Source organism: Pseudomonas sp. NPDC089534, from assembly GCF_044749305.1.
Lineage (GTDB): Bacteria > Pseudomonadota > Gammaproteobacteria > Pseudomonadales > Pseudomonadaceae > Aquipseudomonas > Aquipseudomonas ekonensis.
Genome location: NZ_JBIVHR010000075.1, coordinates 1 through 24,400 on the forward strand (window position 1 = coordinate 1; position 24,400 = coordinate 24,400).

Below are 24,400 nucleotides of genomic sequence, written 5' to 3' on the forward strand. Positions count from 1 at the left end.
TCTGTGGAGGCGCTGAGAAGCATTCAGTTGCAGATTCCGCTCCGGGTCTACAGCAGCGACAACAAATTGATCGCAGAATTTGGCGAAATGCGCCGCACGCCGATCCGTTTCGCCGACCGTCCCCCCAATTTCATCAATGCGTTACTAAGTGCTGAAGACGACAACTTCGCCAACCACTACGGCGTCGATCCGAGCAGCCTGATGCGCGCCGCGACCCAACTGCTCAAGAGCGGCCACATCCAGTCCGGCGGCAGCACCATCACCATGCAGGTGGCGAAGAACTTCTTCCTGACCAGCGAACGCAGCTTCTCGCGCAAGACCACCGAGATCCTGCTGGCCCTGCAGATCGAACGGCAGCTGACCAAGGACGAGATCCTTGAGCTGTACGTGAACAAGATCTACCTGGGCAACCGCGCCTACGGCATCGAGGCCGCGGCGCAGGTGTACTACGGCAAATCGATCCGCGAGGTCAGCCTGGCGCAGATGGCGATGATCGCCGGCCTGCCCAAGGCCCCGTCGCGCTTCAACCCGCTGGCCAACCCGGCGCGCAGCAAGGAGCGCCGCGACTGGATCCTGGGGCGCATGTACAAGCTGGGCAAGATCACCGAGGCGGACTACACCGCCGCCGTCAACGAGCCGCTGAACGCCAGCTATCACGTGCCGGCCCCGGAGGTGAACGCACCGTACATCGCCGAGATGGCCCGGGCGGAAATGGTCGGACGCTACGGCAGCGATGCCTACACCGAAGGGTTCCGCGTCACCACCACGGTGCCGAGCAACCTGCAGGAGATGGCCAACAACGCCCTGCACGAAGGCCTGATGACCTACGACCAGCGCCACGGCTACCGTGGCCCCGAGTCGCGCCTGCCGGGCAAGACCCGCGAAGCCTGGGCCAACGAGCTGACCAAGCAGCGCACCATCAGCAGCCTGGAGCCGGCCATCGTCACCCAGGTCGACAAGAACGGCCTGCAGGTGCTGACCCGCACCGGCGAAGACCACGTCGCCTGGGACACCATGAAATGGGCCCGGCCGTTCCTCAACACCAACAGCATGGGCGCAGCGCCCCGCCAGCCGTCGGACGTGGCGCAGGTGGGCGACCTGATCCGCGTGCAGCGCCAGGCGAACAACTCGCTCAAGTTCAGCCAGATCCCCCAGGCCCAGGGCGCGCTGGTGTCGCTGGATCCGCAGAACGGCGCGATCCGTTCCCTGGTCGGCGGCTTCGCGTTTGAGCAGAGCAACTACAACCGCGCCATGCAGGCCAAGCGCCAGCCAGGTTCGAGCTTCAAACCGTTCGTGTACAGCGCGGCGCTGGACAACGGCTACACCGCCGCCAGCCTGGTCAACGATGCGCCGATCGTGTTCGTCGACGAATACCTGGACAAGGTCTGGCGTCCGAAGAACGACACCAACACCTTCCTCGGCCCGATCCGCCTGCGCGAAGCGCTGTACAAGTCGCGCAACCTGGTGTCGATCCGCCTGCTGCAGGCGATGGGCGTCGGCAAGACCATCGACTACATCACCCGCTTCGGCTTCAACAAGCAGGACCTGCCGCCGAACCTGTCCCTGGCGCTGGGCACCGCGACCCTGACGCCGATGGAAATCGCCACCGGCTGGAGCACCTTCGCCAACGGCGGCTACAAGATCAGCCCGTACATCATCGACAAGATCGAAAGCCGCAACGGCGACACCCTGTTCGTCGCCAACCCGCCGACGGTGCCCCAGGGCATGGCCGCCACCGACGGCATCGCCGCACCGGCCACCCCGGCGTTCACCGTCAACGCCACACCGGGCGAAGCCCCCGGCAGCACCGTGGCGCCGCAGACGCCGGCGGTGGCCGAACGGATCGTCGACGGCCGCACCACCTACATCCTCAACAGCATGCTGCAGGACGTGATCAAGCTCGGCACCGGCCGCCGTGCGCTGGCCATGGGCCGCAGCGACATCGCCGGCAAGACCGGCACCACCAACGAATCGAAGGACGCCTGGTTCTCAGGCTACAACGCCGATTACGTGACCACGGTCTGGACCGGTTTCGACCAGCCGGAAAGCCTCGGCCGCCGGGAGTTCGGCGGCACCGTGGCGCTGCCGATCTGGATGAACTACATGTCCGCCGCCCTCAAGGACAAGCCGCCGCATGTCCAGGCGGAGCCGGAAGGCATCCTCAGCCTGCGGGTGGATCCGGTCAGCGGCCGCGCCGCCACGCCGAGCACGCCGGGCGCGTACTTCGAGCTGTTCAAGGCCGAAGACACGCCGCCGTCGGTCAACGAGATCGGCAATGGCGCCGTGCCGGGCAGCCCGCTGCCGGCGGATGAACAGGCGCCGATCGATCTGTTCTGATCCCCGGAGCCGCAAAGAGCCCCGCCTTCGAAAGAAGTGCGGGGCTTTTTCATGCCTGTGGATTTTGCGTCGCCCTTAGGGGCACCGCAGAACCCTCGGCCACAAAAAAGCCCCGGCTCACAGAGCCGGGGCTTTCGGTTGACGCGCTACGACGGCTTAGCCGTTGAACACGTCATCCACGCTTTTCAGCGGGTAGTTCTTCGGATACGGCAGGGTCGCCACGCCGGTCTCGATGGCGGCCTTGGCCACGGCGTCGGAGACGACGGTGATCAGGCGGGCGTCCATCGGCTTCGGAATGATGTACTCACGGCCGAACTCCAGCGCATCGACGCCATAGGCGGCGCAGACTTCCTTCGGCACCGGCAGCTTGGCCAGGTCTTTCAGGGCGTTGGCGGCGGCGATCTTCATTTCTTCGTTGATGCGCTTGGCGCGAACGTCCAGGGCACCGCGGAAGATGAACGGGAAGCCCAGCACGTTGTTGACCTGGTTCGGGTAGTCCGAACGGCCGGTGGCCATGATCACGTCGTTGCGGGTGGCGTGGGCCAGTTCCGGGGCGATTTCCGGATCCGGGTTGGAGCAGGCGAACACGATCGGGTCGGCCGCCATGCGCTTGAGCTGCTCGGCGCTCAGCAGGTTCGGGCCGGACAGGCCGACGAACACGTCCGCGCCTTCGATGGCGTCGTCCAGGGTGCGCTTGTCGGTGGCGTGGGCGAACACGGCCTTGTACTGGTTCAGGTCGTCACGGCCGGCGTGGATCACGCCGGTGCGGTCGATCATGTAGATGTTCTCGACCTTGGCGCCCATGCTCACCAGCAGCTTCATGCAGGAGATGGCCGCGGCGCCTGCGCCCAGGCAGACGATCTTGGCGTCGGCCAGGGTCTTGCCGGCGATTTCCAGGGCGTTGATCATGCCGGCGGCGGTCACGATGGCGGTGCCGTGCTGGTCATCGTGGAACACCGGGATGTCGCACTGTTCGATCAGGGCGCGTTCGATCTCGAAGCACTCGGGTGCCTTGATGTCTTCCAGGTTGATGCCGCCGAAGGTGATGGAGATGCGCTTGACGGTGTCGATGAAGGCTTGCGGGCTTTCCGAGTCGACTTCGATGTCGAACACGTCGATGCCGGCGAAGCGCTTGAACAGCACGCCCTTGCCTTCCATCACAGGCTTGGAGGCCAGCGGGCCGAGGTTGCCCAGGCCGAGAATCGCGGTGCCATCGGAAATGACTGCAACCAGGTTGCCCTTGCCGGTGTACTTGTAGGCCAGTTCGGGATCGCGGGCGATCTCGCGTACCGGCTCGGCTACGCCGGGGCTGTAGGCCAGCGACAGGTCGCGGGCGGTGGCGGTGGCCTTGGTGAGCTCGACACTCAGCTTCCCTGGACGAGGATTGGCGTGATATTCGAGAGCGGCAGTTTTCAGATCAGACATTTTGGCATTCCGCTTTTTACTGTTGGACAGACTGGTCAGCGAGGATACGCGCCTCGCAAAGTCCTCACAAGACTGCCCGGTCACCCCTGTCAAGCGCACTGTCCTACGACTTTGGGCCAAGAGCCGCGGCCCGCAAGGGCTGGACTGTTCACAATTAACAGCGAAAATGTCTACAATTTTTTTCAGCGGGAAGACTGCAGCATGGCCGGATCCGTCAAAGGCAGCAGCCAGCGCGGCTGCCCCGGCAGCAATCCGCCGCGCCGCGAACGGTCGACCACCCAGCCGCGGGCCTCGATTTGCCTGCCCTCCAGCCGCTGCAGCGCAGCGCCATCGAAACGGTCGAGCAGATTGGGCGCAACGCGCAGTACAAGCGCGCCCTGCATTTCGATCAGGATTGCGCCCCGATTGCGCCGAACCTTGCTCACACGCCCGCCGACCACGGCAAAGCCAGAGCGTTCGATCTGCTCCGCTTTCAGTACAGGCGAGCGCTTCCACACGCCGCGTCCGGCCAGGCGCGCCTGGCGCTCGGCGGCCTGCTGGCAGGCGACGAAATCCACATTCGGCGCCACCGCCACCTGAAACCCGAGGCCGTCAGCGAGCATTTGCGCTTCCAGATTGACGCCGCCGAGGCTGAAGACGTGCGCCAGCGTCCGGCCGTAACGGTCCTTGGACTCCTTGCCGGGAAGCAGGCCGACGCGCCCGCCGCTGCCGGCCACCAGCGACTCCAGGCGCTTGCGCGCCGCCCGGGCGAACGGTTCGTCGCTGCGGCCCTGCTTGCCCAGCTCCGGGGTGTTGAGCCCGATCATCCGCACATTGCGCCCGTCGCTCAGGCGCAGGGTGTCGCCGTCCACGACGCGCTGCACCGCGACGGGAGCCAGCCCGCCGGGCGCCGGACAGAACGCCTGGGCGCCCGACAGCCAAATCGCGGACACAAAAAAGGCGCCCGCAAGGGACGCCTTTTTCATCAGACCGGAAAAGCCTTGAAGGTTTTCCAGAATGAGCGGCCTTAGGCCTTTTTCGCGCCGAAAGCACCGAAACGGTCGGCGAACTTCTGAACGCGACCACCGGTGTCCAGAGTCTTCTGCTTACCGGTGTAGAACGGGTGGCACTCGTTGCAAACGTCGATCGGCAGAGCTTTGCCGTGAGTCGAACGGGTGACGAACTTGTTACCGCAGCTGCAGGTAACATCGATTTCAACGTAGTTTGGATGAATATCGGCTTTCATGGTGCTTTCCTCAGCTAGCGTGCCGCCACCCAACACGATTGTTGAATACCGCACGGAATTAGGGCGCGGATTCTACCAGACCTTGCCGATCACGCAAGCTGTCCCTTGAACCGACCGTCTGCTAGGCTCCCGGCCCATCGGCGACACCTCTGGCGGGCGCGGGCACGCCCGCTCCCGCAGCCAGGTGCGCGACCGCTTCCTTTATTGCCTGCCGACCGAGACCCCCGCGTGCCCGACGCCATCTTGCGCCTCGCCTTGCCCTCCCCCCTGCGCCGCCTGTTCGACTACCGCGCCCCGGCCGGCGTGCCGCGCGACCGCCTGCAACCGGGCATGCGCCTGCGGGTGCCGTTCGGCCGGCGCGAGATGATCGGGATCCTGGTGGAGGTCTGCGACAGCAGCGAAGTGCCGGCGGACAAGCTCAAGCCCGCCCTGGCCCTGCTCGATGCGACGGCGCCGCTGCCGCCGGCCCTGTTCAAGCTGTGCCTGTGGACGGCCCAGTACTATCAGCACAGCCTCGGCGACACCCTGAGCTGGGCGCTGCCGGTGCTGCTGCGCCAGGGCGAGCCCGCCGAGGCCCGCCAGGAGCGGTTCTGGTCGGTGGCCCCCGGCGCCAGCCTCGACGATCCGCGCATCGCCCGCGCCCCGCGCCAGCGCGAAGCCCTGGCCACGCTGGCCCAGCATCCGCACGGCGTCGCCCACGGGCTGCTGGGCAAACTGATGCTGAGCAAGGACAGCCTCGACCTGCTGCTGGCCAAGGATCTGGTGCAGGTGGAGATCCGCCGCCATGCGCCGGGCGTGCGCCACGAGCATTGGCTGGCGCAGCCGGAACTGCCGCTCAACGCCGAACAGCGCGCAGCGCACGAGGCCATCCGCGCCGGGTTCGACAGTTATCATGCGTTCCTGCTCGCCGGCGTCACGGGCAGCGGCAAGACCGAAGTCTATCTGCAGCTGATCCGCGAAACCCTGGAAGCCGGCAAGCAGGCATTGGTGCTGATCCCGGAGATCAACCTCGGCCCGCAGACCCTGGCGCGCTTCGAGCAGCGCTTCAACGCCCGCATCGCCCTGCTGCACTCGGCGGTCAACGACCGCGACCGCCTCGACGCCTGGCTCGCCGCCAGGGACGGCGAGGCCGACATCATCATCGGCACCCGCTCGGCGCTGTTCACCCCGATGAAAAATCCGGGGCTGATCATCATCGACGAAGAGCACGACGGCTCCTATAAGCAGCAGGAAGGCCTGCGCTACCACGCCCGCGACCTGGCGCTGGTGCGCGCACGGCAGGAGAACATCCCGATCGTCCTCGGCTCCGCGACGCCGTCGCTGGAAAGCCTGCACAACGCCTACACCGGCCGCTACGGCCTGCTGCGCCTGAACGAGCGCGCCGGCGGCGCCAAGCAGCCGCGCTTCCTGCGCCTGGACGTGAAGAGCCGGCCGCTGGACAGCGGCATCAGCGGCCCGATGCAGCAGGCCATCGGCCAGACCCTCGCCGCCGGCCAGCAAGTGCTGGTGTTCCTCAACCGCCGGGGCTTTGCGCCGACGCTGCTGTGCCACGACTGCGGCTGGATGTCCGAGTGTCCGCGCTGCGATGCGCGGATGACCGTGCACCAGCGCTACGGCGAACTGCGCTGCCACCATTGCGGCTATGTCGAGCGCGTGCCGCGCCAGTGCCCCAAGTGCGAACGGGTCGACCTGCGGCCGGTGGGCGCCGGCACCGAACGGGCCGAAGAGCGGCTGGCGATCCTGTTCCCGGACTACCCGGTGCTGCGGGTCGACCGCGACAGCACCTCGCGCAAGGACGCGATGAATCAGCTGTTCGCCACCATCCAGAAAGGCCAGCCGTGCATCCTGGTCGGCACCCAGATGCTGGCCAAGGGTCACCACTTCCCGCGGGTCACGCTGGTGTCGATCCTCGACGCCGACGGCGGCCTGTTCTCCGGCGACTTCCGCGCCAGCGAAAGGATGGCGCAGCTCATCGTGCAGGTGGCCGGCCGCGCCGGGCGGGCGGAGGAACCGGGCAAGGTGATCATCCAGACCCACCTCGCCGACCATCCTTTATTGGTGCAACTGACCGAACAGGGCTACTTCGCCTTCGCCGAGCAGGCCCTGAGCGAGCGCCGCGCCGCCGGCCTGCCGCCGTTCGCCCACCTGGCGCTGCTGCGCGCCGAGGCGCACAAGCCGGGCCAGGCCGAAAGCTTTCTCGACGAAGCCTGCAGCGAAGCCGAACGCCTGCTGACCGAGCAGAACCTTGGCGGCATCGAGCTGCTGGGGCCGGTGCCGGCACCGATGGAGCGCCGCGCCGGACGCTATCGGGCGCAGTTGCTGCTGCAGGCGACGGCGCGGGCACCGCTGCACCGGCTGCTGGCCGGTTGGCTGCTGGTGCTGGAGCAGATGCCGAGCGGGCGGGCGGTGCGCTGGTCGCTGGATGTCGATCCGGTGGATCTGTACTGACGCAAGGACCGGCATCGCAGGCCGGCCCGCTGCCGCAGCGGATGGCGGCGCAATTGTCGCCGCACATCCACATCCTGCCTGCTAAGGTTGGCAAGCCCGTCTTCGCAACGGATAATGCCCAGTTTTTCCACCCGCGCACCGATGCGCCGCCGCGCCAGCGGTCGAAAGAGACGACCATGAAAGACACCATTCGCCAGCTGATCCAGCAAGCCCTCACCCAACTCGTCAACGAAGGTGTGTTGCCTGAAGGCCTGACGCCGGCGATCCAGGTGGAAAACGCCCGCGACAAGACCCACGGCGACTTCGCCAGCAACATCGCGATGATGCTGGCCAAGCCGGCGGGCATGAAGCCCCGCGACCTGGCGGAAAAGCTCATCGCCGCCCTGCCGGCCGACGAGAACGTCACCAAGGCCGAGATCGCCGGCCCCGGCTTCATCAACTTCTTCCAGAACACCCAGGCCCTGGCCAACCGCCTCGACGCCGCCCTGTCCGACGACCGCCTCGGCGTGCGCAAGGCCGGCCCGGCGCAGCGCACCGTGGTCGACCTGTCGGCGCCGAACCTGGCCAAGGAAATGCACGTCGGCCACCTGCGCTCGACCATCATCGGCGACGGCGTGGCCCGCGTCCTTGAGTTCCTCGGCGACGAAGTGATCCGTCAGAACCACGTCGGCGACTGGGGCACCCAGTTCGGCATGCTGATGGCGATGCTCGAAGACAACCCGGACATGCTCAAAGGCGCGCTTTCGGACCTGGAAGAGTTCTACCGCGCGGCGAAGAAACGCTTTGACGAAGATCCTGCATTCGCCGATCGCGCCAGGAAACTCGTGGTCGACCTGCAGGCCGGCGACGAAGCCTGCATCAAGGCCTGGAAAAGCTTCACCCACATTTCGCTGTCCCATTGCCAGGACATCTACGAGAAGCTCAACGTCAAGCTGACCATGGCCGACGTGATGGGCGAAAGCGCCTACAACGACGACCTGATCAACGTGGTCAACGACCTCAAGGCCGCCGGCATGCTGGTCGAAAGCAACGGCGCCCAGTGCGTGTTCCTCGATGAGTTCAAGAACGCCGACGGCGACCCGCTGCCGGTGATCATCGTCAAGGCCGACGGCGGCTACCTGTACGCCACCACGGACCTTGCGGCCGTGCGCTACCGCAGCGGCAAGCTCAACGCCGACCGCGCGCTGTACTTCGTCGACCAACGTCAGGCCCTGCACTTCCAGCAAGTGTTCGCCGTGGCGCGCAAGGCCGGTTTCGTGACTCATCCGATGGACATGGAGCACATGGGCTTCGGCACCATGAACGGCGCGGACGGCCGTCCGTTCAAGACCCGCGACGGCGGCACCGTGAAACTCGTCGACCTGCTCCTCGAGGCAGAGGACCGGGCCTTCAAACTGGTTCAGGAAAAGAACCCGGAGCTGCCGACCGAGCAACTGACCGCCATCGCGAAGGTAGTGGGCATCGATTCGGTCAAGTACGCCGACCTGTCCAAGCACCGCACCAGCGACTACAGCTTCAACTTCGACCTGATGCTGAACTTCGAAGGCAACACGGCTCCCTACCTGCTCTACGCCTATACCCGTGCCGCCGGCGTGTTCCGCAAGCTGGGCAAGGACTTCAGCGAAATCGAGGGCCAGGGGCAGATCGTGCTGCAGGCCGATCTCGAGCAGGAACTGGGCGCGAAGCTGGCGCAGTTCGGCGAAGTGCTGAACGGCGTGGCGGAAAAGGGCACGCCGCACATTCTCTGCACCTACCTCTACGATCTGGCCAGCCTGTTCTCCAGCTTCTACGAGAACTGCCCGATCCTCACCGCCGAGACCCCCACGCAGATGCAGAGCCGCCTGCGCCTGACCGAGCTGACGCGCCGCACCCTCAAACAAGGCCTGGAGCTGCTCGGCCTGAAAGTCCTGGAGCAAATGTAAGTTGGCTGCCAAGAAAAAACCCGCCCCCAAGCGCGGCGCCAGCCGCTATCAGGCCCCTGCCAAGCAGCCGATTCCGGGCTGGCTGTGGATGGCCATCGGCCTGACCGTCGGCGCGTTCATCGTGTTCCTGATGAAACTGGAGCCGGGCAAGGGCAGCGACACGGTCAAGCGCGAAAAGGTCGAGCAGCAGCAACAGCAGAAGGCCACCAAGATCGCCGAGGCCAACAAGACCCCGCCGAGCCCGACGCAACCGGTGAAGCCGAAGTACGACTTCTACACCCTGCTGCCGGAATCGGAAGTGATCGTGCCGCCGGACGCCGTGCCGGAGAAGACCTTGCCGACGCCGCAGGTGCCGGCGGTGCCGACCACCCCGGTGACCCCGGCGGAAGCGGCGAAGATCGACACCGCCCGGGCCCAGGCGGCCCTGGCCGGCATCACGCCGCCGCCGGCCCCGCCGGTGGCGAAGGCGGCGCCGGTGACCAAGTTCTTCCTCCAGGCCGGTTCGTTCCGCAAGGAGACTGACGCCGACAAGGTGCGGGCGCAGATCATTCTGCTCGGCCAGGCGGTGTCGGTGGAGTCCGGCACGGTGAAGGACGAGACCTGGTACCGCGTGCTGGTCGGCCCGTTCAGCAACCGCGAACAGCTGACCACCGCGCAAAAGCAACTGGCCGGCGCCGGCTTCAGCAACTTGCTGTTACAACAACGCCAGAGCCGCTGACCCCGAGACCTTGTGGCGAGGGAGCTTGCTCCCGCTCGACTGCGCAGCAGTCGCAAATCCTGCACCCCCGTGGCTTTGAAGCACCGGATACGCAGGTTCCGGGGGCGCCTTGCGCCCCAGCGGGAGCAAGCTCCCTCGCCACAGATGGTTTGCATCCCTCCCGCCCACCGCTCGTCCCCTCGCCGACCCCGCAGTTGAAATACCGTCCTCCACCCCCATATGGGTGTGCATAAGGCATTTTCGCCCCGCTGCGTGGAGACTCTTCCCTTGACCACCATCGTTTCAGTCCGCCGCCACGGCAAAGTCGTCATGGGCGGCGACGGCCAGGTTTCCCTCGGCAACACCGTGATGAAAGGCAACGCGAAGAAGGTTCGCCGCCTGTACCACGGCCAGGTCATCGCCGGTTTCGCCGGTGCCACCGCCGACGCCTTCACCCTGTTCGAACGCTTCGAAGGCCAGCTCGAAAAGCATCAGGGCCACCTGATCCGCGCTGCCGTCGAACTCGCCAAGGAGTGGCGCACCGACCGCTCCCTGAGCCGCCTCGAAGCGATGCTCGCGGTCGCCAACAAGGACGCCTCGCTGATCATCACCGGCAACGGCGACGTCGTTGAGCCCGAAGACGGCCTGATCGCCATGGGTTCCGGCGGCGCCTACGCCCAGGCCGCCGCCAGCGCCCTGCTGAAAAAAACCGACCTGTCGGCCCGCGAAATCGTCGAGACCGCCCTCGGCATCGCCGGCGACATCTGCGTCTTCACCAACCACACCCAGACCATTGAGGAGCAGGATCTCGCTGAATGAGCCTGTCGCGCCCTGCGCCACGGCTTGTTTCTGCTTGAGGACCGTCAATCACCATGTCCATGACTCCCCGCGAAATCGTCCACGAACTCAACCGCCACATCATCGGCCAGGACGATGCCAAGCGCGCCGTCGCGATTGCCCTGCGCAACCGCTGGCGCCGCATGCAGCTGCCTGAAGAGCTGCGCGTCGAAGTGACCCCCAAGAACATCCTGATGATCGGCCCGACCGGCGTCGGCAAGACCGAGATCGCCCGCCGCCTGGCCAAGCTGGCCAATGCGCCGTTCATCAAGGTCGAAGCGACCAAGTTCACCGAGGTCGGCTATGTCGGCCGCGACGTCGAATCGATCATCCGTGACCTGGCCGATGCGGCGATCAAGCTGCTGCGCGAGCAGGAGATGACCCGCGTGCGCCACCGCGCCGAAGACGCCGCCGAAGAGCGCATCCTCGATGCCCTGCTGCCGCCGGCGCGCATGGGCTTCAACAACGACGACGCGCCGACCCCGGACTCCAACACCCGTCAGCTGTTCCGCAAGCGCCTGCGCGAAGGCCAGCTGGACGACAAGGAAATCGAGATCGAAGTGGCCGAGGCCATGGGCGTCGACATTTCCGCGCCGCCGGGCATGGAAGAGATGACCAACCAGCTGCAGAGCCTGTTCGCCAACATGGGCAAGGGCAAGAAGAAGGCCCGCAAGCTCAAGGTCAAGGAAGCGCTGAAGCTGGTGCGCGACGAAGAGGCCGGGCGCCTGGTCAACGAAGAGGAACTCAAGGCCAAGGCCCTGGAGGCCGTCGAGCAGCACGGCATCGTGTTCATCGACGAGATCGACAAGGTGGCCAAGCGCGGCAACGTCGGCGGCGCCGATGTGTCCCGCGAGGGCGTGCAGCGCGACCTGCTGCCGCTGATCGAGGGCTGCACCGTCAACACCAAGCTGGGCATGGTCAAGACCGACCACATCCTGTTCATCGCCTCCGGCGCGTTCCACCTGAGCAAGCCGAGCGACCTGGTGCCGGAGCTGCAGGGCCGCCTGCCGATCCGCGTCGAGCTCAAGGCCCTGAGCCCGGAAGACTTCGAGCGCATCCTCAGCGAACCGCACGCCTCGCTCACCGAGCAGTACTGTGCGCTGCTCAAGACCGAAGGCCTGAACATCCAGTTCCAGCCCGAAGGCATCAAGCGCCTGGCGGAGATCGCCTGGCAGGTCAACGAGAAGACCGAGAACATCGGTGCCCGTCGCCTGCACACGCTGCTTGAGCGCCTGCTGGAGGAAGTGTCCTTCAGCGCCGGCGACCTGGCCAGCGCCCACGACGAGAAGCCGATCCTGATCGACGCCGACTACGTCAACAGCCACCTGGGCGAATTGGCGCAGAACGAAGACCTGTCCCGTTATATCCTGTAAGCCACCCTTACAGATGTAGCGGAACGGTGGGAGCGAGCCTGCTCGCGATGGCGGCGGTTCAGACAACCTCAGGGTTGAATGTGCCGGCCCATCGCGAGCAGGTCCGCTCCCGCAAGGTTCCGCACCAGACGGATACCCGGTCATGCTGCCCACCGACATCAAACTGCACAAAGCCTCCAAGACCCTGACGCTCACCTACGCGTCCGGCGAGTCGTTCACCCTGCCCGCCGAGTTCCTGCGCGTGCACTCCCCCTCCGCCGAGGTCCAGGGCCACGGCAAACCGATCCTGCAGTACGGCAAGCTCCACGTCGGCCTGACCAAGGTAGAGCCGGCCGGTCAGTACGCACTGAAACTGACCTTCGACGACGGCCATGACAGCGGGCTGTTCACCTGGGAATACCTGCTCGAACTGGGGCGACGTTATGACGCACTCTGGGCCGATTACCTGGACGAACTCAAAGCCGCCGGCAAGTCCCGCGACCCGGACGAGTCCGTGGTCAAGCTGATGCTCTAGCCCGAGCCCGGGACCGTTTAGAGGGCATTTTCTAAATTCATCTGTTTGAATGCTCCGCTTGTGCGGCCGAGGACTGGCCCGCTTGCGAAAAAAATTAAACTCGGGTAACCAATGGAACTGGCAAGTTACCTGCAGTGTTCCATGCGCTGCAAAACTGCCCTGCAGAATCAACGGTCACCCGAGCGGCAGTACCTGGCACCGGCTGTGAGACTGCACAGCGAGGACCGGGTACTCGTCTCAGGACAATGGAGCGTCGTAGATGAGTAACAAGAACAACGATGACCTGAAGTACCAAGCCTCGGAAAACACCCTGGGGCTCAATCCCGTCGTCGGGCTGCGCGGAAAGGATCTCTTGGCCTCTGCCCGCATGGTGCTGACCCAGGCCATCAGGCAACCGATACACAGCGTCAAGCATGTCGCCCATTTCGGCCTTGAACTCAAGAATGTGCTGTTCGGCAAGTCCGAACTGCAGCCTGCCGGCGACGACCGTCGCTTCGTCGATCCGGCCTGGAGCCAGAACCCGCTCTACCGACGTTATCTGCAAACCTACCTGGCGTGGCGCAAGGAGCTCCACGACTGGATCGACGACAGCAACCTCTCGCCCAAGGACATCGCCCGCGGGCACTTCGTGATCAACCTGATGACCGAAGCCATGGCCCCGACCAACAGCGCGGCGAACCCGGCGGCGGTCAAGCGCTTCTTCGAGACCGGCGGCAAGAGCCTGCTCGACGGCCTCTCCCACCTGGCCAAGGACCTGGTGCACAACGGCGGCATGCCGAGCCAGGTCAACATGGGCGCGTTCGAGGTCGGCAAGAGCCTGGGCGTGTCCGAAGGGGCGGTGGTGTTCCGCAACGATGTGCTGGAGCTGATCCAGTACAAGCCGATCACCGAACAGGTGCACGAGCGGCCGCTGCTGGTGGTGCCGCCGCAGATCAACAAGTTCTACGTGTTCGACCTGAGCCCGGACAAGAGCCTGGCGAAATTCTGCCTGCGCAGCAACGTGCAGACCTTCATCGTCAGCTGGCGCAACCCGACCAAGGAACAGCGCGAGTGGGGCCTGTCGACCTACATCGAGGCCCTCAAGGAAGCGGTGGACGTGGTCACCGCGATCACCGGCAGCAAAGACGTGAACATGCTCGGCGCCTGCTCCGGCGGCATCACCTGCACCGCCCTGCTGGGCCACTACGCCGCCATCGGCGAAAACAAGGTCAACGCCCTGACCCTGCTGGTCAGCGTGCTCGACACCACCCTGGACACCGACGTCGCGCTGTTCGTCGACGAACAGACGCTGGAGACCGCCAAGCGCCACTCGTACCAGGCCGGCGTGCTGGAGGGCAAGGACATGGCCAAGGTCTTCGCCTGGATGCGCCCCAACGACCTGATCTGGAACTACTGGGTGAACAACTACCTGCTCGGCAACGAGCCGCCGGTGTTCGACATCCTGTTCTGGAACAACGACACCACCCGGTTGCCGGCCGCGTTCCACGGCGACCTGATCGAGATGTTCAAAAACAACCCGCTGACCCGCCCCAACGCACTGGAAGTGTGCGGCACGCCGATCGACCTCAAGCAGGTCACCGCCGACATCTTTTCCCTGGCCGGCACCAACGACCACATCACCCCGTGGAAGTCCTGCTACAAGTCGGCGCAGCTGTTCGGCGGCAAGGTGGAATTCGTGCTGTCGAGCAGCGGCCATATCCAGAGCATCCTGAACCCGCCGGGCAACCCGAAGGCGCGGTACATGACCAACAGCGAAATGGCCGCCAACGCCGATGAATGGCAGGAGAACTCGACCAAGCACACCGATTCCTGGTGGCTGCACTGGCAGGCGTGGCAGGCCGAGCGTTCGGGCGAGCTGAAGAAGGCCCCGGCCAAGCTGGGCAACAAGGCGTACCCGGCGGGCGAAGCGTCGCCGGGCACTTACGTGCACGAGCGGTAACCGACACACTCCGCCCCACCCTGCGGGGCGGGGGCGAACCCAATAGCCACAGGGCCTGAGCATGCCGCACCCGTTCATCTTCCGCACCGTCGACCTGGATGGCCAGACCATCCGCACCGCGGTGCGCCCCGGCAAGCCCCACTTGACGCCCTTGCTGATCTTCAACGGCATCGGCGCCAACCTGGAGCTGGTGTTTCCCTTTGTCGCGGCGCTGGATCCGGACCTTGAGGTCATTGCCTTCGACGTGCCCGGCGTCGGCGGCTCCTCGACGCCGAGCCGGCCGTACCGGTTTGCGGGGCTGGCGAAACTCACCGCCCGGATGCTCGACTACCTCGACTACGGCCAGGTCAACGTGATCGGCGTGTCGTGGGGCGGCGCGCTGGCGCAGCAGTTCGCCCACGACTACCCCGAACGCTGCAAGAAACTGGTGCTGGCGGCGACCGCCGCCGGTGCCTTCATGGTGCCGGGCAAGCCGAAGGTGCTGTGGATGATGGCCAGCCCTCGCCGCTACATCCAGCCGTCCCACGTGATCCGCATCGCGCCGCTGATCTACGGCGGCTCGTTCCGCCGCGACCCGACCCTCGCCGCCAGCCACGCGGCCAAGGTGCGTTCGGCGGGCAAGCTCGGCTACTACTGGCAACTGTTCGCGGGCCTGGGCTGGACCAGCATCCACTGGCTGCACAAGATCCACCAGCCGACCCTGGTGCTGGCCGGCGACGACGATCCGCTGATCCCGCTGATCAACATGCGCATGCTCGCCTGGCGCATACCCAACGCCCAGCTGCACATCATCGACGACGGCCACCTGTTCCTGATCACCCGGGCCGAGGCCGTGGCGCCGATCATCATGAAATTCCTGGAGGAGGAACGTCAGCGTGCGGTGATGCATCCGCATCCGGCATCGCCGGGGGCATGAGCGATCCGGCACGTTTAATGGAAGGTGTGTGGCAGGACGCCGCGCAGGCAACAATCCGCAACAGCGTCTATGGTTCTCTGGTTCGGTGTGTTTGTGTTTGGCCTGAAGACGAAGGAGTGTTGACTCATGCGCGACAAACCAGCGACCGGCGTGGTGCCCAGCCCTGCCGTGTTCATTAATGCACAAAGCGCAATGACCGGGCTGCGCGGCCGGGACCTGATCTCGACCCTGCGCAGCGTCGCGGCCCACGGCCTGCGCAACCCGATCCACAGCGCACGCCATGCCCTGAGGCTGGGAGGCCAGTTGGGCCGCGTCCTGCTCGGTGAGACCCTGCACCCGATCAACGCGCAGGATTCGCGCTTCAGCGATCCGGCCTGGAGCCTCAATCCGTTCTACCGCCGCAGCCTTCAGGCGTACCTGAGCTGGCAGAAACAGGTCAAGAGCTGGATCGACGAGAGCAGCATGAGCGAAGACGACCGGGCCCGCGCGCAGTTCGCCTTCAGCCTGCTCAACGACGCCGTGGCGCCGTCCAACACCCTGCTCAATCCGCTGGCGGTCAAGGAGCTGTTCAACTCCGGCGGGCAGAGCCTGGTGCGCGGCCTGGGCCACCTGATCGACGACCTGCTGCACAACGACGGCCTGCCGCGCCAGGTGTCGAAGCAGGCGTTCGAGATCGGCAAGACCGTCGCCACCACCACCGGCTCCGTGGTGTTTCGCAACGAAATGCTGGAGCTGATCCAGTACCGGCCGATGAGCGAGAAACAGTACGCCAAGCCGCTGCTGGTGGTGCCGCCGCAGATCAACAAGTACTACATCTTCGACCTGAGCCCGCACAACAGCTTCGTCCAGTTCGCCCTCAAGAACGGCCTGCAGACCTTCATGATCAGTTGGCGCAACCCGGACGTGCGTCACCGCGAATGGGGCCTGTCGACCTACGTCGAGGCGGTGGAGGAAGCGATGAACGTCTGCCGGTCGATCACCGGCGCCCGCGACGTCAACCTGATGGGCGCCTGCGCCGGCGGCCTCACCATCGCCGCCCTGCAAGGCCACCTGCAGGCCAAGCGGCAGTTGCGCAGGGTCTCCAGCGCCACCTACCTGGTGAGCCTGCTCGACAGTCAGTTCGACACGCCGGCGACGCTGTTCGCCGACGAGCAGACCCTCGAGGCGGCCAAGCGCCGCTCCTACCAGCGGGGCGTGCTCGACGGCCGCGACATGGCCAAGGTGTTCGCCTGGATGCGCCCCAACGACCTGATCTGGAATTACTTCGTCAACAACTACCTGCTGGGCAAGGCACCGCCGCCGTTCGACATCCTCTACTGGAACAACGACAGCACCCGCCTGCCGGCCGCGTTCCACGGCGACCTGCTGGACTTCTTCAAGCACAACCCGCTGACCCACCCCGGCGGCCTGGAGGTGTGCGGCACGCCGATCGACCTGCAGAAGGTCACGGTCGACAGCTTCAGCGTGGCCGGCATGAACGACCACATCACGCCGTGGGACGCGGTGTACCGCTCGACCCTGCTGCTGGGCGGCGAGCGGCGCTTCGTGCTGTCCAACAGCGGCCATGTGCAGAGCATCCTCAACCCGCCGGGCAACCCGAAGGCCAACTACGTCGAGAACGGCAAGCTGAGCGGCGACCCCCGCGCCTGGTACTACGACGCGAAAAAGGTCGACGGCAGCTGGTGGACGCAGTGGCTGGAATGGGTCCAGCAGCGCTCCGGCGCGCAGCGCGAGACCCAGACGACCCTCGGCAGCCCCGACTACCCACCGATGGAAGCGGCCCCCGGCACCTACGTGCGCGTGCGCTGACGCCCTGAAACCCTTTAAGAAGACTGGATGAAAACCCGCGACCGGATTCTCGAATGTGCCCTGCAGCTGTTCAACGAAAAGGGCGAGCCGAACGTCTCCACCATGGAGGTTGCCAACGAAATGGGGATCAGCCCCGGCAACCTCTACTACCACTTCCACGGCAAGGAGCCGCTGATCCTCGGGCTGTTCGAGCGCTTCCAGGGCGAACTGGCGCCGCTGCTCGACCCGCCCGCCGACGTCGAGCTGGCGCCGGAGGACTACTGGCTGTTCCTGCACCTGATCGTCGAGCGCCTGGCGCTCTACCGGTTCCTGTTCCAGGACCTGTCGAACCTGTCCGGACGCCTGCCGAAACTGGCCAAGGGCATCCGCAACCTGCTCAATGTCCTCAAGCGCACGCTGGCGTCATTGCTGGCGCGCCTGAAGGCGCAGGGGCTGCTGGTCAGCGACACCCAGGCCCTGGGGCAACTGGTGGAGCAGATCACCCTGACCTTGCTGTTTTCCCTGGACTACCAGCGGATCCTCGACCGCGAGGGCGAGGTGCGGCTGGTGGTGTACCAGATCATGATGCTGGTGGCGCCGCACCTGCTGCCGCCGATCAAGGTAGCGACGGAGCGTTTCGCGCTGCAGTACCTCGAAGAGCACGAATGACCATTGCATATCCCTTGTGGGAGCGAGCCTGCTCGCGATAGCGGTGGAACATCCAGCATCAAGGGGACTGATGCGCCGTCATCGCGAGCAGGCTCGCTCCTACAGGGGCTGGTGATGCCACATGACACGGTGGGAGCCAGCCTGCCGGCGATGGCGTCGGCAAGGTCGCTGCCGGGCAGGATCAAAAGGGTACGGCAGTGTTCTTGAGAGACGGGGCCACAAACAAAAACGCCCGGCCTTCGCAGGCCGGGCGTTTTCTTGAGCCCTGAGGATCAGGACTGACTGGACGGCGCCGACGGGGTCGGTGCGGCAGTCGGGGTCACGGCGGATGCCGGAGCGGCGGCGGAGTTCGACGCGCTGACCGGAGCGGCCGGGGTCGCAGGCTTGGCGGCTGCGGCCGGTTTCGGCGCAGCGGCTTTCGGTGCGGCCGGTTTTTTCACTGCCGGTTTCTTCGCGGCAGCCGGTTTGGCGGCTGGCTTGGCGGCAGCGGTTTTCGCCGCCGGTTTTGCGGCAGGCTTGGCAGCGGGTTTGGCCGCCGCTTTCGCAACCGGTTTGGCCGCTGCGGTTTTCGCCGCAGGCTTGGCGGCCGGTTTGGCGGCGGCCTTGGCCAGCGGCTTGGCGGCAGGTTTCGCAGCCGGCTTGGCCGCTGCGGTCTTGGCCACAGGCTGGGTTTTCAGGCCGGTGAGTTTTTCGATCTGCTTGGTCAGGGTCTCGACCTTGCTGTGCAGGGCCTTGACCTCATTGCGGCTCGGCACGCCCAGGCGCGAGATCGCGCTGTTCAGGCGCTTGTCGAAAGCCTCTTCCAGTTCGTCCCACTTGCCCAGCGCGCGGTCTTTCACGCCGCTGATGCGCGACTTGGCCGAGGAAGCGGAGTCCTTGGCGGCGTCGACTTTCTTGCCGACCGCCGACTTGGTGAGCTTCTCGGCCTTCTCGCCGTCTTTGACCAGTGACTCGAAGAGCTTGCTGCCGTCAGTGTCGATCTTCGAGTACACGCCCAGGCCCGCCAGCCAGATCTTGCGGGAGTAGTCTTCGACCTTCCCGATCCACGAGCTGCCTTCTTTATCGGTGTTCTTTTTGCCAGCCATCCCGTTCTCCTTAAGATTTACGCGCGACGCGTTCGAGCAATGCCGTCAGCTCATCGAGCTTAGCAGAGAGTGCCTCAACGTCATGTTTAGACGGAATGCCGATACGATTCAAGGCACTGGCGACGCGTGTGTCGAACGCCTTCTCGACCTTGTCGAGCTGCACTTCGACCCGGCCCTTGAAGGTGCTGACTTCGCCCTTGGCCTCATCGATTTCGGCGTTGGCCGCTTCGAGCTTTTCGGCGACGGCTTTTTTGCCTTTCTTTTCAACGGCTTGACCGGCCTTGATCAGCTCCTGAAAGTACTCGCTGCCCTCTTGGCCGACCTTGGCGTAGGCACCCAGGCCTGCCAGCCAGATCTTGCGGGCATAGGATTTGACGTCGCTCAGAGCGGAAGTCGAAGCGTCGATTTTTTTCTTCAAAATGACTTTGGCCATGGTGCACCTCACGCGCAGAAGGTTTGAGGAACTGCCCGGACGGTTGTCGGGCTCAGGCACAAAGTAGGGAGAAAAATTAGAAACGGCACCCTAACAACTGACACAAACCTCAGGCCAGACCCAAAACGAATGTGGGAGCGAGCCTGCTCGCGATGGCGATGCATCAGTCCAAAATGAAGTCGACTGATACACCGCCATCGCGAGCAGGCTCGCTCCTACAGGGGATCGCATTTCAAACGAAGATCAGGCCAGCGCCTTGTCCAGCGCCTTCTCGATCTCGGCCTTGATCATGCCGCTCATGGCCGACATCATCATGCCCAGCTCCACGTCGACGCGGATCGAGTCCTCCGCCACATGCACCTCGCCCTTCACGCCGGAGCGCTTGAGGTTCAGGGTGTCGCCCGACCACTGCGGCTCCAGGCCGTACTGGTCGGAGAGTTTCTGCGCCAGCTTGTCGGCTTTCTCGCGGGCGGCGTCCTTGCCCAGGCTATGGGCACGTTCAACACTGATTCGGGCCATCGGATGACTCCTGATTGATGAAGGCTTGTCGGCAGATCCTGACCGCGGCTGCGGCAAATCGTCCCGAGGGTCGCCCATCTTACCTTGAGCCATTCCAAGACAAAGCATGGCTTGGGGATTAGAATGTCGCGCATTCTCTTTTGGTGACAGCGATATGACTGATCAGCGCAAAGGCAGCGATGCCGAACCCACCACCCACTTCGGCTTCAAGAACGTCCCGGAAAGCCAGAAGGCCGAAAGGGTCGCTGAGGTGTTCCACTCCGTGGCCGCCAAGTACGACCTGATGAACGACCTCCTGTCGGGCGGCATGCATCGCCTGTGGAAGCGCTTCGCCATCGAGCTGTCGGGCGTGCGCAGCGGCAACCGCGTGCTGGACATCGCCGGCGGCACCGGCGACCTGACCAAGAAATTCTCCCACCTCGTCGGCCCGACCGGCCAGGTGGTGCTCGCCGACATCAACGAGTCCATGCTCAAGGTCGGCCGCGACCGCCTGCTGGACGTGGGCGTGTCGGGCAACGTCGAGTTCGTCCAGGCCGACGCCGAAAAGCTGCCGTTCCCGGACAACCACTTCGACTGCGTGACCATCGCCTTCGGCCTGCGCAACGTGACCCACAAGGAAGACGCCCTGCGCTCGATGCTGCGCGTGCTCAAGCCCGGCGGCCGCCTGCTGGTGCTGGAGTTCTCCAAGCCGACCAACGCGCTGATGTCCAAGGCCTACGACGCCTACTCGTTCGCGTTCATGCCGCTGATGGGCAAGCTGATCACCAACGACTCGGAAAGCTACCGTTACCTGGCCGAATCGATCCGCATGCACCCGGACCAGGAAACCCTGAAGTCGATGATGGTCGAGGCCGGCTTCGACCGCGTGACCTACCACAACATGACGTCGGGCATCGTCGCCCTGCACCGCGGCATCAAGCCCTGATGCTGCTGACCGGGCTGCTGGCCAGCGTCGAAACCGGCCTGAACCGGGTGCTGCGTCTCGACAGCACCGCGCTGCCGCGCCTGGCGCACCTGACCGGCAAGGTGATCGCCGTCGACTGCACGGCCCCGGCGCTGCAACTGTTCATCCTGCCCAGCGACGAAGGCCTGATGCTGGCCTCGCGCTGGGAGACCGGCGTCGACTGCACCCTGCGTGCGCCGGCGTCGAGCCTGGTGAAGCTGGCCCTGAGCAAGGACAAGACCGCGGTGCTGCACGCGCCGGAAGTCGAGCTCGACGGCGACAGCGGCGTGCTGCTGGAGCTGGCCGACGTCCTGCAGGACCTGGAGCTGGACTGGGAGTACGAACTCTCGCGCTGGCTCGGCCCCGTCGCCACGCAACTGGTCGGCGGCCACCTGCGCAGCCGCGCCCGCTGGTACCGGCAAGGCTTCGCCAGCCTCAACCAGAACCTCGCCGAATACCTGGCCGAAGAATCGCGCACCCTCGTCGGGCAGCGCGAAGCCGAAGCCCGGTTCCGCGAACTGGACCGGATCAAGCTTGATCTGGAGCGTCTCGAGGCGCGTTTCGAGCGCCTTTCCCGATCCCTCGACCCAAGCGATAACGCATGAAGCTGCTTGCCGTCCGCCGTCTGTTGCGCATCCAGCGCGTCGTGATCCGCTACCGTCTCGATGACCTGCTGTTCGACCTCCCGTTGCCGTGGTTCCTGCTGGCCCTGCGCTATGCGCTGCCGTGGCGCTGGTTCCCGCGCAAGCCGCTGGACCTGAGCCGGGGCGCCCGCCTGCGCCTGGCGCTGCAGGACCTGGGGCCGATCTTCATCAAGTTCGGGCAGATCCTCTCGACCCGCCGCGACCTGCTGCCGGAGGACATCGCCGACGAGCTGATGCTGCTGCAGGACCGGGTGCCGCCGTTCGATTCGCAACTGTCGGTGCGGCTGATCGAAGAGCAGTTGGGCAAGAAGATCGACGACGTGTTCAGCCGTTTCGACGTCGAGCCGCTGGCCTCCGCCTCGGTGGCGCAGGTGCATGCCGCCCAGCTCAAGACCGGCGAAGAGGTGGTGGTCAAGGTGATCCGTCCGGGCCTCAAGCCGGTGATCGCCCAAGACCTGGCGTGGCTGTTCATCCTCGCCCGCGCCGCCGAGAAGGTGTCGGCCGACGCCCGCCTGCTGCACCCGGTGGACGTGGTCAGCGACTACGAGAAAACCATCTACGACGAACTCGACCTGCTGCGCGAGGCCGCCAACGCCAGCCAGCTCAAGCGCAACTTCGACGGCTCGCCGCTGCTCTACGTGCCGCAGGTCTACTGGGACTGGTGCCGGCCGAAGGTGCTGGTGATGGAGCGCATCTACGGCATCCAGGTGACGGACCTGGCGACCCTCGCCGACCAGCGCACCGACATGAAGATGCTCGCCGAGCGCGGCGTGGAGATCTTCTTCACCCAGGTGTTCCGCGACAGCTTCTTCCACGCCGACATGCACCCGGGCAACCTCTTCGTCAGCACCGTCAACCCGTGGAGCCCGCAGTACATCGCCATCGACTGCGGCATCGTCGGCAGCCTGACCCCTGAGGACCAGGACTACCTGGCCCGCAACCTGTTCGCCTTCTTCAAGCGCGACTACCGGCGCGTGGCGCAGCTGCACATCGATTCGGGCTGGGTGCCGGCGGAAACCAAGCTCAACGAATTCGAAGCGGCGATCCGCACCGTGTGCGAACCGATTTTCGAAAAACCGTTAAAAGATATTTCATTTGGCCAGGTGCTGATGCGCCTGTTCCAGACGGCGCGGCGCTTCAACATGGAAGTCCAGCCGCAACTGGTGCTGCTGCAGAAGACCCTGCTGAACATCGAAGGCCTGGGCCGTCAGCTGTATCCGGAACTGGACCTGTGGAACACCGCCCAGCCGTTCCTCGAACGCTGGATGCGTGAGCGCGTGAGCCCCAAGGCCTTGATCGGCAACGTGCAGAGCCAGTTCGAACAGCTGCCGCACCTGGCCAACATGGCCCGCGACCTGCTCGAACGCCTGTCCCAGCCCCACGCCGGCGACCCGCCGCCGCCCTGGAAAAAGCGCAAGGACGACTGGTTCCTGCGCCTGCTCGGCAGCGCCCATCTGGCGGGCGGCACGATCCTCGCCGCCGGCGGTCCGCTGCACGAACTGGGGCACTGGCCCGCCGGGATCATGGTGGCAGTGGGCTTGTATCTGGTCGTTCGCCGATAGCCAGTTCCGCGATCGGCTGGCACACTGTTCGAACGCCTGAACCCGACCAATGAAGCGTGGGGTTCGCTGTCGGAGTCGAAGATGAAAAACTGGCTGGACGAGATCAAGTGGGACGCCGATGGCCTGGTGCCGGCGATCGCCCAGGATCACAAGACCGGACGCGTGCTGATGATGGCCTGGATGAACCGCGAGGCGCTTGAGCTGACCGCCGCGGAGAACCGTGCAATCTACTGGTCACGTTCCCGTGGCAAGCTGTGGCGCAAGGGAGAGGAGTCAGGCCATGTGCAGACCCTGCACGAAATGCGCCTGGACTGCGACGCCGACGTGATCATCCTGATGGTCGAGCAGATCGGCGACATCGCCTGCCACACCGGCCGTCAGAGCTGCTTCTACCGCGTCTTCGAGAACGGCGACTGGAAAACGGTCGACCCGGTCCTGAAAGACCCGCACGCCATCTATTCCGCTGCAGGACACACACATGAGTGACACCCTGACCCGCCTCGCTCAGGTGCTCGAAGAGCGCAAGGGCGCGGCCGCCGACACCTCGTATGTCGCCAGCCTGTACCACAAGGGCCTGAACAAGATTCTGGAGAAGGTCGGCGAAGAGTCGGTGGAGACCATCATCGCCGCCAAGGACGCCGCCGTCAGCGGCGATTGCAGCGACGTGATCTACGAGACCGCCGACCTGTGGTTCCACAGCCTGGTCATGCTCGCCCAGCTGGGGCAGCATCCGCAGGCCGTGCTGGATGAGCTGGACCGTCGCTTCGGCCTGTCCGGACACGCCGAGAAAGCCTCGCGTCCGTCCGCCTGAAAACCAATTAGAGAGGAGCTGCAAGATGGGCATTTTTGACTGGAAACACTGGATCGTCATTCTGGTGGTCGTGGTGCTGGTGTTCGGCACCAAGAAACTGAAGAACCTGGGCACCGACGTCGGCGAGTCGATCAAGGGCTTTCGCAAGGCCATGAACGACGACGAGAAGCCGGCCGACCCGAGCGCCGCGCCTGCGCAACCGGTGCCGCCGGTGCAGCCGCAAGCCACCGCCCAGGCCAACCCGCCGCACACCATCGACGTGCAGGCGCAGAAGGTCGAAGAGCCGATCCGCAAAGACGTGTGAGCACTGACT

General features: G+C 65.2%; 23 protein-coding genes. 17 read left to right on the forward strand and 6 right to left on the reverse strand.

The features are described 5' to 3' along the window. The coding region (locus tag ACIP0B_RS20730; protein WP_400835571.1) for a penicillin-binding protein 1A at window positions 1-2,337 on the forward strand (2,337 nt) is incomplete at its 5' end. Window positions 2,338-2,493: 156 nt separating this feature from the next. Here the strand turns inward: ACIP0B_RS20730 and ACIP0B_RS20735 are convergent. The 3 genes from ACIP0B_RS20735 to rpmE form a co-directional block, all read right to left on the reverse strand. Further along, window positions 2,494-3,762: a malic enzyme-like NAD(P)-binding protein gene (locus ACIP0B_RS20735; RefSeq protein WP_400835573.1), complete on the reverse strand. Its 1,269-nt coding sequence runs from the start codon at window positions 3,760-3,762 to the stop codon at window positions 2,494-2,496. Window positions 3,763-3,944: 182 nt separating this feature from the next. Then, a complete protein-coding gene (locus tag ACIP0B_RS20740) occupies window positions 3,945-4,727 on the reverse strand; it encodes a thermonuclease family protein (protein WP_400835575.1) in 783 nt (260 codons plus the stop codon). A gap of 41 nt (window positions 4,728-4,768) precedes the next feature. After that, window positions 4,769-4,987 (reverse strand): 50S ribosomal protein L31, encoded by a 219-nt coding sequence (rpmE, locus tag ACIP0B_RS20745; RefSeq protein WP_085585435.1) that lies wholly within the window; start codon window positions 4,985-4,987, stop codon window positions 4,769-4,771. Between the two features lie 228 nt (window positions 4,988-5,215). Here rpmE and ACIP0B_RS20750 point away from each other — a divergent pair, with 228 nt between their 5' ends. From ACIP0B_RS20750 to ACIP0B_RS20795, 10 genes are all read left to right on the forward strand, one after another. Next, a complete protein-coding gene (locus tag ACIP0B_RS20750) occupies window positions 5,216-7,435 on the forward strand; it encodes a primosomal protein N' (RefSeq protein ID WP_400835577.1) in 2,220 nt (739 codons plus the stop codon). Between the two features lie 176 nt (window positions 7,436-7,611). Next, on the forward strand, window positions 7,612-9,357 hold the full coding sequence (gene argS, locus ACIP0B_RS20755; RefSeq protein WP_400835579.1) for an arginine--tRNA ligase: 1,746 nt from the start codon (window positions 7,612-7,614) through the stop codon (window positions 9,355-9,357). A 1-nt stretch (window position 9,358) separates the two neighbouring features. Beyond that, on the forward strand, window positions 9,359-10,075 hold the full coding sequence (locus ACIP0B_RS20760; protein WP_400835581.1) for an SPOR domain-containing protein: 717 nt from the start codon (window positions 9,359-9,361) through the stop codon (window positions 10,073-10,075). Between the two features lie 267 nt (window positions 10,076-10,342). Further along, window positions 10,343-10,873 carry an ATP-dependent protease subunit HslV gene (gene hslV / locus ACIP0B_RS20765; RefSeq protein WP_007968352.1) on the forward strand — a complete coding sequence of 177 codons (531 nt, stop codon included), beginning with the start codon at window positions 10,343-10,345 and terminating at the stop codon, window positions 10,871-10,873. A 53-nt stretch (window positions 10,874-10,926) separates the two neighbouring features. Beyond that, window positions 10,927-12,264 (forward strand): HslU--HslV peptidase ATPase subunit, encoded by a 1,338-nt coding sequence (gene hslU / locus ACIP0B_RS20770; protein ID WP_400835583.1) that lies wholly within the window; start codon window positions 10,927-10,929, stop codon window positions 12,262-12,264. A 142-nt stretch (window positions 12,265-12,406) separates the two neighbouring features. Continuing rightward, on the forward strand, window positions 12,407-12,778 hold the full coding sequence (locus tag ACIP0B_RS20775) for a gamma-butyrobetaine hydroxylase-like domain-containing protein (protein ID WP_400835585.1): 372 nt from the start codon (window positions 12,407-12,409) through the stop codon (window positions 12,776-12,778). 259 nt (window positions 12,779-13,037) lie between these two features. After that, window positions 13,038-14,717 carry a class II poly(R)-hydroxyalkanoic acid synthase gene (phaC, locus tag ACIP0B_RS20780; protein ID WP_400835587.1) on the forward strand — a complete coding sequence of 560 codons (1,680 nt, stop codon included), beginning with the start codon at window positions 13,038-13,040 and terminating at the stop codon, window positions 14,715-14,717. Window positions 14,718-14,778: 61 nt separating this feature from the next. Further along, window positions 14,779-15,633 (forward strand): poly(3-hydroxyalkanoate) depolymerase, encoded by an 855-nt coding sequence (phaZ, locus tag ACIP0B_RS20785; protein ID WP_400835588.1) that lies wholly within the window; start codon window positions 14,779-14,781, stop codon window positions 15,631-15,633. A 126-nt stretch (window positions 15,634-15,759) separates the two neighbouring features. Then, complete coding sequence (phaC, locus tag ACIP0B_RS20790) at window positions 15,760-17,442, forward strand: class II poly(R)-hydroxyalkanoic acid synthase (RefSeq protein WP_400835590.1); 1,683 nt, start codon at window positions 15,760-15,762, stop codon at window positions 17,440-17,442. Window positions 17,443-17,469: 27 nt separating this feature from the next. Beyond that, window positions 17,470-18,090 carry a TetR/AcrR family transcriptional regulator gene (locus ACIP0B_RS20795; RefSeq protein WP_217894008.1) on the forward strand — a complete coding sequence of 207 codons (621 nt, stop codon included), beginning with the start codon at window positions 17,470-17,472 and terminating at the stop codon, window positions 18,088-18,090. Window positions 18,091-18,362: 272 nt separating this feature from the next. On the opposite strand, the gene ACIP0B_RS20800 is transcribed toward ACIP0B_RS20795, so the two are convergent. The 3 genes from ACIP0B_RS20800 to ACIP0B_RS20810 all read right to left on the reverse strand — a co-directional run bounded on the left by ACIP0B_RS20800 (window position 18,363) and on the right by ACIP0B_RS20810 (window position 20,127). Next, complete coding sequence (locus tag ACIP0B_RS20800; RefSeq protein WP_400835592.1) at window positions 18,363-19,175, reverse strand: phasin family protein; 813 nt, start codon at window positions 19,173-19,175, stop codon at window positions 18,363-18,365. A 10-nt stretch (window positions 19,176-19,185) separates the two neighbouring features. Continuing rightward, on the reverse strand, window positions 19,186-19,608 hold the full coding sequence (locus ACIP0B_RS20805) for a phasin family protein (RefSeq protein ID WP_400835594.1): 423 nt from the start codon (window positions 19,606-19,608) through the stop codon (window positions 19,186-19,188). A gap of 243 nt (window positions 19,609-19,851) precedes the next feature. Then, window positions 19,852-20,127: a polyhydroxyalkanoic acid system family protein gene (locus ACIP0B_RS20810; protein ID WP_400835596.1), complete on the reverse strand. Its 276-nt coding sequence runs from the start codon at window positions 20,125-20,127 to the stop codon at window positions 19,852-19,854. Between the two features lie 154 nt (window positions 20,128-20,281). On the opposite strand from ACIP0B_RS20810, the gene ubiE reads away from it, so the two are divergent. The 6 genes from ubiE (at window position 20,282) to ACIP0B_RS20840 (ending at window position 24,391) form a co-directional block, all read left to right on the forward strand. Next, window positions 20,282-21,052, forward strand: a complete 771-nt coding sequence (gene ubiE, locus ACIP0B_RS20815) for a bifunctional demethylmenaquinone methyltransferase/2-methoxy-6-polyprenyl-1,4-benzoquinol methylase UbiE (RefSeq protein WP_400835598.1) — start codon at window positions 20,282-20,284, stop codon at window positions 21,050-21,052. Further along, window positions 21,052-21,675 carry an SCP2 domain-containing protein gene (locus ACIP0B_RS20820; protein ID WP_400835600.1) on the forward strand — a complete coding sequence of 208 codons (624 nt, stop codon included), beginning with the start codon at window positions 21,052-21,054 and terminating at the stop codon, window positions 21,673-21,675. The genes ubiE and ACIP0B_RS20820 overlap by 1 nt, the downstream gene beginning before the upstream one ends. After that, complete coding sequence (gene ubiB / locus ACIP0B_RS20825; protein WP_400835602.1) at window positions 21,672-23,276, forward strand: ubiquinone biosynthesis regulatory protein kinase UbiB; 1,605 nt, start codon at window positions 21,672-21,674, stop codon at window positions 23,274-23,276. The genes ACIP0B_RS20820 and ubiB overlap by 4 nt, the downstream gene beginning before the upstream one ends. Before the next feature lie 81 nt (window positions 23,277-23,357). Further along, complete coding sequence (hisI, locus tag ACIP0B_RS20830) at window positions 23,358-23,762, forward strand: phosphoribosyl-AMP cyclohydrolase (protein WP_085585467.1); 405 nt, start codon at window positions 23,358-23,360, stop codon at window positions 23,760-23,762. Beyond that, window positions 23,755-24,087, forward strand: a complete 333-nt coding sequence (locus ACIP0B_RS20835; protein ID WP_085585469.1) for a phosphoribosyl-ATP diphosphatase — start codon at window positions 23,755-23,757, stop codon at window positions 24,085-24,087. The genes hisI and ACIP0B_RS20835 overlap by 8 nt, the downstream gene beginning before the upstream one ends. A 25-nt stretch (window positions 24,088-24,112) precedes the next feature. Then, window positions 24,113-24,391, forward strand: coding sequence for a twin-arginine translocase TatA/TatE family subunit (locus ACIP0B_RS20840; RefSeq protein WP_400835604.1), 279 nt, complete (start codon window positions 24,113-24,115; stop codon window positions 24,389-24,391). The last annotated feature ends 9 nt before the right edge of the window (window positions 24,392-24,400 follow it).